Origin of the sequence: Paenibacillus sp. GCM10027627 (genome assembly GCF_042675505.1) — a bacterium.
Lineage (GTDB): Bacteria > Bacillota > Bacilli > Paenibacillales > Paenibacillaceae > Pristimantibacillus.
The window spans coordinates 291,901-305,076 of the sequence record NZ_JBHTHB010000005.1; the positions used below are offsets into that span (position 1 = coordinate 291,901).

The window sequence follows — 13,176 nt, forward strand, 5'->3', positions numbered from 1 at the left end:
TGCGCAAACGTTTGTACATTTTTCACAAAAAATGCGAGTCTTTCAAGGGATAGTCACTGAAAAGGCTCGTTTTTTCGTAAAAAAGGGTATTGAAAGCGTTATATTCGTGTTTTCAATATACAACATTGATGCCATTTTGTTAAAACGTTTGCACAGTCATTTAAAGCACTCTGCCCTGCACAACCTTCGTTATGCTCCCAAAAGCTCCTCACGACACATTATTTCGTCATTTGAACAGCAAGGCTTCAAGATATATATTTACATGTGAGCAACAGTTGCATTAGGATGAACATAATATTCGTATTATGGACGCGGCGATTGTAAATCGTTACTCATTGGGGGATCTTAATCATATGGTCACAATAAAAGATATAGCTAAAGCTGCCGGGGTTTCTCCTTCCACCGTATCCCGCGTAGTTTCCAATCATCCTAGAATCAGCAAAGCAACTACGTTAAAGGTTAAAAAAATTATGGATGAGATGGGCTATCACCCCAATGTCATGGCCAAAAGTCTAGTTTCCAAAACGACTCGGACATTAGCCATTATGCTGCCGAGACCGGCCGAAGAGCTGTTTCAAGATTTTTTCTTCGGCGAGTTGTTGCGCGGCATTTTAACTCAATCGACTAGGGCAGGCTACGATATGCTGCTGGCGACAGCCACATCCCCACATGACGAAAATGAGACGATTTCGCGCCTCGTATTCGGAAGACGGGTTGATGGCATTATTTTATTGTCCGCAAGAATGAATGACCCTTTAATCGATCTATTGGACAAGCATCGTTTCCCTACTGTGCTGATCGGCCGGTCCGACGGACATGAAAATATTTTGTCTGTGGATAATAACAATGAACAAGCCGCTTATGACGCCACTTCGCATCTTATCGTGCAAGGGCATGAACGTATCGGCTTTGTGAGCGGTCTCCCTGGCCTAACTGTCTCCCATGACCGAATGGAAGGCTACAGACGAGCTATGAAGGACGCCGGCATTGCGATTAAACCCGAATGGATTGTTGAAGGGGAGCTTTTGCAGCAAAGCGGATACCGGGCCATGTCTATGATGATGAGCTTTCCGGAGAGGCCTAGCGGCCTCGTCGTAATTGACGACGTCGTAGGTTTCGGCGTTCTTAGAGCATTAAGCGAGCTCGGTTATTCCGTACCTGAAGATTTAAGTTTGGTCAGCTTCAACAATATTGCCTTATCGGAACTAGCCACACCGCCGATCAGCTCCATAGATATCGGTACGTATCAGCTTGGCTACACCGCTTCGCAATTGCTGATTAAACGCATTATGGAAGAAGATATTCACCAAAACCGCATGGTCATCCCGCACCGGTTAATTGTCCGGGAATCATCCATACAAGCTATACAAAAGAGGAGCTGAACGCATGAATTCAAACAAACCTTTTCTAGTGGACGCTATTATCGGCAACTCGTCCTTTTTGGCGTCGATGGGCCAAACGGGCCGTATGTACAGACTTTGGTGGCCAAACATTGATACTCCGCAGCATGTAGACACTATGCGCACAGGACTGCAATGGGAAAACGAAAAAGATATTGCTTGGTTCGATGGCACAGAAGGCGGCTGGAGCCACAATGCCGCTTATGTTCCGCGCAGCAATACACTTTCCGTTTCCGCTCGTTCCGAAAAACACCCCGTATCGGTAGAAAGCTTGCATTTTGCAGTGCCGAATACAAACTTCATCGTTAGGCAATACCAATTTACAAACACTAGCGAGAGCACGCAATCGTTTTCGTTTATAGTTCATTCTTCGTTTCTTATTAGCGAAAACGGCTTGTACAACACAACGATGTTCCAGCCTTCCGCTGACGCTTTGATTCATTTCCGCAACGGCTACTTTTTTGCGATTTCGAGTGCAAACGTGTGCGCAAAATTCCAAGCCGGACTTTCATGGGAACATGTTCAGTCTGCCGAGCTAAACGGCAACATGATTGATATGCGTCCTGACGGCGCTATGTCTTGGAAAATCGAGGGTCTTGCGCCGGGCGCGAGCGTTACGATTCCCGTTTATATTGCTGCTGGCCGCAATGAAGAACAGGCTTTGAATGAGCTGGCCACAGCAAAAGGAAAAGAAAGCTCCATCTGGGCTTCGGAAACGGATCAATATTGGAGCGACTTTATCGATGCTGCTGCTCCATGTCCGCTGGATGAGCCTGACGTAAAAGAGCTGTATGAGCGCTCTATTCTTATGTTTAAATTGATGTCCGACGAAAAAACAGGCAGCATTATTGCCGCTCCAGAATTCGACGAGCTGTTCCAGCGCTGCGGCGGATACTCTTACTGCTGGGGCCGGGATGCCGCTTTTATTACGACTGCCCTTGACAAAGCCGGTCTATCCGAGCTTTCCGACCGTTTCTATGCTTGGACGCTTACGGCGCAATCGCCGGACGGCTCTTGGCAGCAGCGCCATTATCACGATGGTGGACTTGCTCCTTCTTGGGGATTGCAAATTGACGAAGGCTCCTCCATCATTTGGGGCATGTGGGAGCATTACAAAGAGAAAGAAGATATCGCTTTTGCCAATCTGGTATGGCCTGCTGTTGAGCGCGGTGCCTCCTTCCTGCTCGGATTTATTGATGAAGAGTCTGGCTTGCCCAAACCAAGCATCGACCTTTGGGAAGAGCGCGAAGCGTCCCACACTTATTCTTCCGCTGCCGTTTATGGCGGCCTGACGGCTGCCGCCAGCTTCGCGGAGCTGCTTGACCATCCGTCACTCGCCGAGGCATGGCGCAAGGCGGCTGAGCGCATTTCTTCCGCTATTATGGATGAGTGCTGGAATGAGGAAGCCGGCAGCTTCTACCGCGGCGTTAACCTGAAGGTTGGCAAAGATAAGTTCGATGCCGCCTTGTCTGCTGGATTGCAGGGACAAATCGTCCAATTGGACAAAGGGTATGCCAAGCACGTATTGAAGCATGATCCGATTATCGATATTAGCCTTCTCGGCATTTCCGTGCCGTTTGGCGCAGTTCCGTCGGAGCATGAGCGCATGCGCCGCACAGCTGACGCCGTTGAAGCGGCTTTGACTGTACCTGGAGTAGGCGGCATCAAACGTTATGAGGACGACATCTACATCGGAGGCAACCCTTGGATATTGACGACGCTGTGGCTCTCCCACTACCGTATCGCTACCGGCGATCTAGCGGCAGGCCGTGAGCTGCTGCGCTGGGCGATGGATCATCGCACTGCGACTGGTCTTCTGCCTGAGCAAGTCGACAAGACGACAGGCGAAACGGCATGGGTCGTGCCGCTTACGTGGTCGCACGCGATGTTTGTGCTTACGATTTTTATGCTTGCCGAGGCGGAAGCCGCTTCTTAAAAGGCGGGCGGGCTGTTAAAACAGATCGTTTATGTTTAAGCTTTCAATTTAGAAAAATGGTTAGAAAATGTTTGGAAACACAGCCTGACAAGTCGGGCTGTGTTTTGTTTTTTAAGTAACCTTGCGTATTTGATTTTCGTGGTTTCTGGCGCAACCGGGGACTTCATTTGACGCCCTCGCACACATTTAGTGGTTTCTCGCGCAACTAGAGGCTCCATTGGGCGACCTCGCACACATTTAGTGGTTTCTGGCACAACTAGAGGCTCCATTCGGTGCTCTCTGACCCGTTTAGTGGTTTCTGACACAACTAGAGGCTCCATGGGGCGCCCTCGCACACATTTAGTGGTTTCTGGTACAACTAGAGACTCCATTGGGCGGTCTCGGCCACGTTTAGTTGTTTCTGACACAACTAGAGACTCCATTTAACGCCCTCGCACACATTTAGTGGTTTCCGGCACAACTAGAGACTCCATTGGGCGGTCGCGTCGAGCTCTCCTTTTACACGAAAACATCTCGCTGCTGAACTCCCACTCCAAATTCTGCATACGCTGCTTACATACTGCCTCAAAAAATTTGCTAATAAAAACCTGAGCTGAAAACTTGACAAACGACCATTAATTTATAATAATTATAAATAAGGATTTGATCTAAATATTATTCATTGTATTTCGCTTTGACAATTGGCACAGACTAGCTTGAGTGCTAAAAAGCCGAATACGGGAGCCCTACTCCCCTCAATCTAATAAACCATTTGGAAGGATGATAAACATGACTATTCAACATCATTTAAACCGTCAAATCGCAAACTGGAGCGTACTTTACGTTAAGCTTCACAATTACCACTGGTATGTCAAAGGTTCTCAGTTCTTTACGCTTCACGAAAAATTTCAACAATTCTACGAAGAAGCAGCCCTACATGTCGATGAAATCGCTGAACGACTGCTCGCCGTCAAAGGTCAGCCGCTAGCCAAAATGAGCGATTATTTGGATGCTTCAAGCATCAAAGAAGCTTCGGGCAACGAAACAGCCGTCGAAATGGTCGACCAGCTCATTAGCGATTTCACCGTCATTATCGGCGAGCTGAAAGAAGGCATGGAGGCTGCTCAAGCGGCAGGAGACGAAATTACCGCCGATACACTGCTCGCAATTCACACAGGTCTAGAGAAACACGTTTGGATGCTAAGCGCCTTTAACGGAAGATAAAACTTAAGTTCCCCTATCACACAAACTAAATCTAAATGAACTCGCCATACAAAAAGGGCTGTACAAGGAGAAACGAACAAATCTCCTGTACAGCCCTTTTTTTAAAATACAACTGTCTTACGCATCATCGACACCGATCATCTCAATTGAATACTGCAAGCCCCAAGCCGTTCCGCTCCCCAATAGGCCTCCAGCTTGTCCTCATCCTTCACTGCGGCGACTCCCGCAGGCGTTCCTGTATAAATAATATCGCCAGGCCCTAAGCCGTAGCTGCTCTCGATATATCTAAGCAATTCGGATACGCCAAATATCATATCATTCGACCGGCCGGTCTGAGCCGTTTCGCCATTTCGCAACAATTTGAACTCGACGTCCGCTAGTGCCGCCTCGCCAGGATAAGGGATCCAGCTTCCGAGCGGCGCCGAGTTTTTGAATCCTTTTGCAGAGATCCATGGATGGCCCTTTGCTTTAAGCTTGGATTGAACGTCGCGCAGCGTAAAGTCCAGCCCCAGCGTCATTGCATCGATACAATCTACATCAGCCGCTCCAGGCACATACGATTCGCCAATTCGCAAAACGATCTCAAGTTCAAAGTGAACTTCGCCAACATGAGCAGGAAGAGTAATTTCCTCACCATTCATTCCAGCAACGGAATGTGTCGGCTTCGTAAACACAAGCGGCTCCTCCGGAATTTCATTACCGAGCTCAAGCGCATGCAGTCTATAATTGCGTCCAATGCAATAAATGTTTTTAATGTCCGTTTTGCCGCTCATTGGAATATTCCACCTTTTCCTTAAGTTTCGTAAAATCGGGTTAGCTTTGCTTCTGAGCCGCGATGCGCTCGGCCAGCTCGTTCAGCTCCGTCCAGCGATCCATAAGCTCCTCCAGCTTTGCCTCCAGCCTCTGCTGCTCCTGCATCAGTTCCTGCAGCTTTGTGGAATCGCTGCTGGCCGTTTCCATAGCCTCAGCGTTTCGCGCCAGCTCAGCTTCCGTATCCGCAATCCAGCCGTCTATCGCATCAAAATCCTTTTGCTCTTTGTAGGACATTTTTAGCCCGCGTTCTTTCGAACCCGCTCTCGCCTCGTCAGACGATTTTTTTCCAGCATCCATTGCAGATGTGCTTTTACCGGTACCTCCGGAAATCGACTTCTGTTGAGCGCCCGCTTCAGCCGTCTTTCCTACATAAGTCTGGTAATCCGAATAATTTCCAGTATGGTGAGTAATGACGCCATTTCCTTCAAAAGCGATAATTTTGTCCACCGTCCGATCCAAAAAATACCGGTCATGGGAGACAACAAATACAACTCCCGGGAAGTCGTCCAAATAATCTTCAAGCACAGTCAGCGTCGCAATATCCAGATCGTTCGTAGGCTCGTCCAAAAGCAGCACGTTCGGCGCGTCCATGAGCACTCGGAGCAATTGAAGCCGGCGCTTTTCTCCCCCGCTCAGCTTCGCTATCGGCGTCCATTGCATAGTAGGCGAAAATAAGAAGCGCTCCAGCATCTGGCCCGCGGAAATAGCCGTTCCGTCCGCCGTTTTGACCTGCTCCGCCCCTTCGCGGATATATTCAATGACCCTCAGCGACTCATCCATCTCTTCCCGCTCCTGCGAGAACCAGCCCAGCTTGACGGTCAGCCCAAGCTCTACCGTCCCCGCATCCGGTGCCAGCTTGCCGGAAATGAGTTTCATCAGCGTAGACTTGCCGCTTCCGTTCCGGCCTACGATACCGACCCGATCCTCCGGTACAGCGATATAGCTGAAATCTTGAATAAGCGTGCGGTCTCCGTACCCTTTGGACACGTTGTCGATTTCTACGATCTTTTTGCCCAATCGGGTGGAGGCGACAGACAGGTCCAGCTTTCCTTCCGCTCCTTTTGGCCCGGCAGCCTGGAGCGCTTCAAAACGGTCGATCCGCGCCTTCTGCTTGGTCGTTCTCGCCTTCGCTCCGCGCCTGATCCAAGCCAGCTCGTTGCGCAGCAAATTTTGCCGCTTCGCTTCGGAGGACGCCTCTCTTTCCTCCCGCTCCAGCTTCAGCTCCAAAAACCGGCTGTAGTTGGCTTGATAGAAATAAGCTTCGCCCCGGTCCAGCTCAATTACCCGGTTGCTCACACGGTCAAGGAAATAACGGTCATGCGTAATCATGAGCAAAGCGCCTCTGCGCTTTTGCAGCATGCCTTCCAGCCAAGCAACAGAATCGTTGTCGATATGGTTCGTAGGCTCGTCCAAAATGAGCACATCGGACGGCAGCAATAGCGCTGCCGCCATCGCTACGCGCTTGCGCTGCCCGCCGGAAAGGGTCTCCACCTTGGCCGCATAATCGGAAATGCCGAGCTTGGACAACGCCGTTTTCGCCTCATTTTCCAATTGCCATGCGTCTAGCTCGTCCATCTTTTGATTGGCGCTAATCAGCTGCTCCTGCAGCTGTTCGCTTTCCGGGTTTACAGCAATGGCTTCCATGGCGGAAGCATAGGATTGTACAGCGCGAAGCTGGGGCGAATCCCCTCCAAGCACATGCTCCAAACAAGTTTCTCCCGGCTGAAAAACCGGGTCCTGCGACAACATCCGCACAATAACGCGGCTTCCGACGGAAACGATGCCCGAATCCGACTGCTCAATGCCGGCTATCACTTTAAGAAACGTTGATTTTCCCGTTCCATTCACACCGATAATGCCGATTTTATCCCCGTCCTCAACGCCAAAGGTGACGTCTCGGAACAACGTTTTTTCTCCATATGTTTTTGTTATATGTTCAACCGATAATAAATGCATCCCACAAACCTACTTTTTTAGAAGATAGAGCCGACTAGCACGGCTACCTGTATCATAGCATAGAAAAGCTTGATTCCGCACGATAGCGATTCCCGATTTAACGGATTGAACGAAGCATACCGATAATAGAAATAAGCGAAAGGAGTGTACCGCCATGGCCAATAGCTCCCCCTATCTGTTCATCTTTACCGGAACAAGCGGCTCCGGCCGGAAGACGTCCGCTCACAAAGCGCTTAAAGGCAGCGGCATCGTCCATATTCCGTCCTGCACCGATCGTTCCCCGCGTAGCAAGGAGCATCCAGACAGCGACTACCGCTACGTTAGCGAAGCGCAATTTGATCTTATGCTGCTTAACGATTTTTTTGCCGAGGCGGTTACCATCGACAGACACCGTTATGGCGTTGGAAGACGATTGCTTGAATCTTCTTTACAAGAAGGCAGCCATGCCTACCTTATCGTAAACAAAGAAGGCGCCGAGATGCTGCGCAAGCAATATGGCGAGCGGGTTATCCGCATTTTTCTATACGTGGACAAAATCACGCTGACAGAGCGACTGGAGTCCAAAGGCTTCTCTTACGAGGTGATTGACAATTACTTAAGGCATTATGCGGATGAAGTCGTTTACCGCAAAAGCTGCGAGCATGTAATTGAAAATATAAGCTTGGAGCAAACGGTGGAGCAAATTCGCTCTATCGTTGCAGGGTATGAGCTTAGCAACCGAAAAGATTCATAAAAAATGGCCGGCCCGCACTCGTCTCTGGACGAATGCGGGCCGGCCTTTATCGCAACTAGCGTTTGCCGATCATATTTTCAGGGCGCACATATTCATCGAATTGCTCGGAAGTAAGCAAGCCGCTTGCAATGGCGGATTCCTTCAAGGTCAATCCTTTTTTGTGTGCGTTTTTCGCGATGGCAGCCGCATTTTCGTAGCCGATATGCGGGTTAAGCGCCGTCACGAGCATCAAGGATTGCTCCAGGTTGCGCTGAATAACGGCTTCGTTCGGCTCGATGCCTACTGCGCAATTGTCGTTGAACGAAATCATCGAGTCCGCCATTAAAGCGACGGATTGAATGAAGTTGTACAAAATAACCGGCTTAAAGACGTTAAGCTCAAAGTTGCCTTGGCTTGCCGCCATGCCGATCGCTGCGTCATTGCCGATCACTTGGCAAACCGCCATCGTCATCGCTTCGCTTTGCGTCGGATTTACTTTGCCCGGCATGATGGAGCTGCCCGGCTCGTTTTCCGGAATCGAAATTTCGCCGATGCCGCAACGAGGTCCGCTTGCCAGCCATCTGACGTCGTTCGCGATTTTCATCAAGTTCGCCGCAAGAGCTTTGATCGCACCGTGCGTATAGACCATTTGGTCATGGCTTGTCAGGGAATGGAATTTGTTTCTTGCAGTAATAAATGTTTTGCCGGTCAGCTTCGTTACTTCCTCAGCAACCGCAACCGCATAGTCGGGATGTGCGTTAAGGCCTGTACCAACCGCTGTGCCGCCAAGAGCAAGCTCGCGCATCGTGTCTACGCTTTGGACAAGCATAGCGCGCGTATTGTCAAGCATGGAGTACCAGCCGCTAATTTCTTGGCCAAATGTAATAGGAGTCGCATCTTGAAGGTGAGTACGGCCGATTTTGACCAGGTTGTCAAACTTCTCGGCTTTTGCGCGAAGCGTGCCGTTCAACAGGTCGAGTGCCGGAAGCAACCGATCTTCGACTGCAATTACGCCCGCAATGTGCATAGCCGCAGGGAATGTATCATTCGAGCTCTGGGAACGGTTTACATCATCGTTCGGGTGAACGCGGGTAGCGCTTCCACGAGTCTCAAGAATTTGGTTTGCACGGCGGGCAACAACCTCGTTTACGTTCATGTTGGTTTGGGTGCCGCTACCTGTTTGCCATACGACCAACGGGAATTCCGCATCCCATTTGCCGCTAAGGATTTCGTCTACCGCCTCGCCGATGACAACCGCTTTTTCCTCATCCAACACGCCTAGCTTATGGTTGGCAAATGCGGAAGCTTTTTTGACAATCGCCATAGCGTATACAACTTCAATCGGCATCTTCTCGCCGCTAATTTTAAAGTTTTGAAGGCTGCGCTGTGTTTGCGCTCCCCATAGCTTGTCAGCTGGAACTTTGATTTCCCCCATCGTGTCCTTCTCAATCCGGTAATCCATTCAAGAAACGACTCCTTTACGATTAAAATTAGTCCAAACGGGCAACCCTTTTTCTGTTATAACGCTAATCGCTCCGATAATCAAGCCAAGAACTGGCGAAAGACGAAGACGCCGCTTGGATCTGAGGCTCCAAGGGCGTCTTTTTTGTCTGTCTATAGACCTTTTGCTTCGCGGTAAGCAGCTATATAAGCGGCAGCTTTTTTCTCAATATGAGAGAAATCTCCCGTTTTGACGGCTTCTTTCGTCAGGTCCGAACCAATGCCGACCGCTACCGCGCCAGCTTTGATCCAATCTTTCAAATTATCGAGCGACACGCCGCCAGTTGGCATAATGTTAGCTTGAGGCAGCGGGCCTTTGATCGATGGAATGACGCTTGGCGAATACAGGTTGCCTGGGAACAGCTTCACTACATCTACGCCCAGCTCTAGCGCGCTTTGAATTTCTTGAATCGTCATCGTGCCCGGCATAACCGGAATCGCATAACGGTTGCAAAGCTTGATCGTATCCGGGTTAAGCGCAGGTGCTACCACGTATTCGGCTCCTGCCAAAATAGCGGCGCGCGCCGTCTCCGCGTCCAGAACGGTACCTACGCCAATAATGGCATAGTTGTCCGCATCCGGCTCAGCATCGCTAGTGAATTCCTTCGACAATTGCTCGATCGCCTTAAGCGCAAACGGTACCGTCATCGTAATTTCAATAGCTTTAATCCCGCCTTTAATAGCGCGTCTTGCCATTTCCGCTACTTCTTCTGGGGAATCGGCGCGAAGTACCGCTACCACTCCCGCTTCCGTCAATTGCTGCAACACTCTAAGCTTCTTCATGATCCAGCCTCTCTTCCCTTTGAAAACATCTAGTCTCGTTGAAAACATCTAGTCTCGAAAAAATTTACTAGCGCCATTATAGTCCTTTTAGAGCAGCCCTTCAACAATTTAGAAGAGACTTCAAAGATTTGTCATAGTTTCAACCTATAAAAGTTATAAGTTTTATATATTTCTTCTATATCCTTCCAAGGCGTATGATGATGGTAATCAATTGAAGGAGTGATCGAAATGGATAAAACGTTAAAGGCTCAATTTGATGCAGGCGCCAAAAACTACGACGAGCAGCGGAAAAGCTTGATCCCGTGTTTTGACGACTTTTACGGCGCTGCTGTCGCCTGGACCGAGACGTCGGCGGAGCGCCCTCGCATCATGGACGTTGGAGCTGGAACAGGCCTGCTGGCCAGTATGGTATTAAAAAAATATCCGAATGCCGAGCTTACGCTTATCGACTTTAGCGAAGATATGCTGGCGCAAGCCCGAGCCAGATTTGCCGATCGCGGAGATTTCGTTTATGTGAATGCGGATTATATGACGTATCCTTTTGAAGCAGCTTCCTTTGACGCCGTCGTCTCCTCGCTGTCGATTCACCACCTGCCCCACGGGGATAAAAAACAGTTGTTTGGCACCATTCGCAAGCTGCTGAAGCCGGGAGGAGTTTTTGTAAACGCGGATCAATCCGCCGGCGCCACGGACGCCTTCGATATCGAATACCGGAGACAGTGGGATCAAGCGGTGGAGGCCAGCGGACTTGAGTATTCTCTCATTGAAGCGTCCCGCGAGCGTAGAAGCTACGATATGAACGCCGGACTACCCGAACAATTGAAATGGCTGCAAGAAGCAGGCTTCGCCAGCGCGGACTGCGTCTATAAATATAACGAGTTTACGGTGTATGTGGCGAAGGTTTAAGCAAAAAGCTGGCGAATGCTGGTGAAGGCTTGATAGCAGATTGAGAAGCTGAAAAAGCTGAAAAAGCTAAATAAGCTTCACAAGCTTCTGCTTGCGATTAGGAGTTTTAATCTTTGGGCTTTACCTTTCAGTTACAGGCTCTTAGCATTTATTTCTATAATCCGTGAGCCTATCAACCTGTAGGGCATATGCTTGCATTTGATTAATTAGCCAATTGTGCAATTGGCCGCTAGTCTGACTTGTTCGCCGAAAAAAACGGGAACAGTGGTTTGTGAAACCACTGTTCCCGCTATTCTGCCTTGTGCAAAAAACCACTAACTCCCTCGAAACCCACCAAACGGGACCTCTAGTTGTTCCACAAACCACTAACTCCCTCGAAACCCACCAAACGGGACCTCTAGTTGTTCCACAAACCACTAACTCCCTCAAACCTCACCAAACGGGACCTCTAGTTGTTTCACAAACCACTAACTCCCTCAAGCCTCACCAAACGGGACCTCTAGTTGTTCCACAAACCACTAACTCCCTCGAAACCCACCAAACGGGACCTCTAGTTGTTCCACAAACCACTAACTCCCTCAAACCTCACTAAACGGGACCTCTAGTTGTTCCTCAAACCACTAACTCCCTCGAAACCCACTAAACGGGACCTCTAGTTGTTCCTCAAACCGATAATCCGCTCGTTCAGCCTCTGTATCCAACTTAGAAAATAGCCCTCTCACAAGCGTCACACACAACTACTTCTTTTTAGTTAAAAACAAATAACTCATAATAGCCGCCAAAACAAGCAGCGCAATAACGATGGCTGTCGGCCAAGCCGTCCCTTCTCCGCCAAGCCCCACGAGCGGAGCCGCCGCGCCTCCAAAAATAAAGGACAACATGCCGAGCAGAGCCGAAGCGCTTCCCGCCTGGCTTCCCTGATCTTGCAGAGCAAGCGAAGTCGTGGTGGTTGAAATAATGCCAACGCTGGATACGACAAAGAAAAATCCGGCGATGACCATAGGTAAGCCGACATCCATTCCAACAGCGACCATTAACAAAACAGCTCCCAGTGACGCTATGGATAGTCCCGTTCCAAGCATCGCTCTGGCCTGCACCTTTCCGGCAAGCCTACCGGCGATCTGACTCGCCACAATAATGCCGACACCATTTAAGCCGAAAATCAGACTATATCCTCTCGGAGATACGCCGTAAATTTCCTGCAACACAAACGATGATCCCGAAATGTAAGCAAACATGGCTGCCATAACCAGCCCTTGAGTAATGGCATATCCCATAAAAACAGAGTTGCCGAGCAGCTTTTTAAACGTCTGAAAAGTATTTCGCAACCCTCCGCTGGAACGTCTCTCTACAGGCAATGTTTCCTTGAGTCCAATAAAAACAGCCAAAAATATTAACAGACCCGATACGCTAAGAACGGCGAATACTCCCCTCCATGAGGTAAAGGTCAATATTTCCGCTCCGATCATAGGCGCCAATATCGGCGCTGCTCCGTTAATGAGCATAAGCAGCGCAAAAAACTTCGTCATCTCCGCTCCAGAATACAAATCCCGAACGCTGGCTCGGGCAATGACAATACCAGCCGCTCCCGCAAGTCCTTGAAGGAACCTGAGGGCGATAAAGGCCCAAATATTCGGCGAGATGACGCAAAGCAAAGAAATGAGCGCATACAAGACCATTCCGATTAATAGCGGCCCTCTCCTTCCCCTTACATCGCTGATAGGACCTACTACGAGCTGGCCGAGAGCAATGCCAAGCAAACAAGCTGTAAGGCTAAGCTGCGATAGGGAAGCCGTTGCGCCGAGATCCTCGGCAAGCGCGGGAAGCGCAGGCAAATACATATCAATGCTAAGCGGACCAAGGCCCGACAATGAACCCAATATGGCCGCAATAAGCAGCCTTCTGGAGCGCGGCATCGGTTGCGTGATCGATTTTGAGGTGTTCAATTTTGTTGCTCCTTTCCCTGC

Annotated in this window: 10 protein-coding genes; 5 read left to right on the forward strand and 5 right to left on the reverse strand. The window is 49.6% G+C overall.

What is annotated here, in order from left to right; translation table 11 throughout:
- The first annotated feature begins 353 nt into the window (after positions 1–353).
- The 3 genes from ACFQZE_RS18755 to ACFQZE_RS18765 all read left to right on the forward strand — a co-directional run bounded on the left by ACFQZE_RS18755 (position 354) and on the right by ACFQZE_RS18765 (position 4,539).
- Positions 354–1,382, forward strand: coding sequence for a LacI family DNA-binding transcriptional regulator (locus ACFQZE_RS18755; protein WP_379359814.1), 1,029 nt, complete (start codon positions 354–356; stop codon positions 1,380–1,382).
- Between the two features lie 4 nt (positions 1,383–1,386).
- On the forward strand, positions 1,387–3,336 hold the full coding sequence (locus tag ACFQZE_RS18760; protein WP_379359816.1) for a glycoside hydrolase family 15 protein: 1,950 nt from the start codon (positions 1,387–1,389) through the stop codon (positions 3,334–3,336).
- A gap of 768 nt (positions 3,337–4,104) precedes the next feature.
- Positions 4,105–4,539, forward strand: coding sequence for a Dps family protein (locus ACFQZE_RS18765; protein ID WP_379359818.1), 435 nt, complete (start codon positions 4,105–4,107; stop codon positions 4,537–4,539).
- A 137-nt stretch (positions 4,540–4,676) separates the two neighbouring features.
- On the opposite strand, the gene ACFQZE_RS18770 is transcribed toward ACFQZE_RS18765, so the two are convergent.
- A complete protein-coding gene (locus ACFQZE_RS18770; RefSeq protein ID WP_379359820.1) occupies positions 4,677–5,312 on the reverse strand; it encodes a fumarylacetoacetate hydrolase family protein in 636 nt (211 codons plus the stop codon).
- Between the two features lie 40 nt (positions 5,313–5,352).
- A complete protein-coding gene (locus tag ACFQZE_RS18775) occupies positions 5,353–7,308 on the reverse strand; it encodes an ABC-F family ATP-binding cassette domain-containing protein (protein ID WP_379359822.1) in 1,956 nt (651 codons plus the stop codon).
- 154 nt (positions 7,309–7,462) lie between these two features.
- On the opposite strand from ACFQZE_RS18775, the gene ACFQZE_RS18780 reads away from it, so the two are divergent.
- Positions 7,463–8,041 carry a guanylate kinase gene (locus ACFQZE_RS18780; RefSeq protein WP_379359824.1) on the forward strand — a complete coding sequence of 193 codons (579 nt, stop codon included), beginning with the start codon at positions 7,463–7,465 and terminating at the stop codon, positions 8,039–8,041.
- Positions 8,042–8,096: 55 nt separating this feature from the next.
- Here ACFQZE_RS18780 and fumC read toward each other — a convergent pair whose 3' ends face one another.
- Both fumC and ACFQZE_RS18790 read right to left on the reverse strand, forming a co-directional pair.
- Positions 8,097–9,482, reverse strand: coding sequence for a class II fumarate hydratase (fumC, locus tag ACFQZE_RS18785; RefSeq protein WP_379359826.1), 1,386 nt, complete (start codon positions 9,480–9,482; stop codon positions 8,097–8,099).
- 152 nt (positions 9,483–9,634) lie between these two features.
- Positions 9,635–10,303 carry a bifunctional 2-keto-4-hydroxyglutarate aldolase/2-keto-3-deoxy-6-phosphogluconate aldolase gene (locus tag ACFQZE_RS18790; protein ID WP_379359828.1) on the reverse strand — a complete coding sequence of 223 codons (669 nt, stop codon included), beginning with the start codon at positions 10,301–10,303 and terminating at the stop codon, positions 9,635–9,637.
- Between the two features lie 228 nt (positions 10,304–10,531).
- Here ACFQZE_RS18790 and ACFQZE_RS18795 point away from each other — a divergent pair, with 228 nt between their 5' ends.
- On the forward strand, positions 10,532–11,209 hold the full coding sequence (locus ACFQZE_RS18795) for a class I SAM-dependent methyltransferase (protein ID WP_379359830.1): 678 nt from the start codon (positions 10,532–10,534) through the stop codon (positions 11,207–11,209).
- Between the two features lie 737 nt (positions 11,210–11,946).
- Here the strand turns inward: ACFQZE_RS18795 and ACFQZE_RS18800 are convergent.
- Entirely contained in the window at positions 11,947–13,125 is a 1,179-nt protein-coding gene (locus ACFQZE_RS18800) for a multidrug effflux MFS transporter (protein WP_379360121.1), read from the reverse strand.
- Between the last annotated feature and the right edge of the window lie 51 nt (positions 13,126–13,176).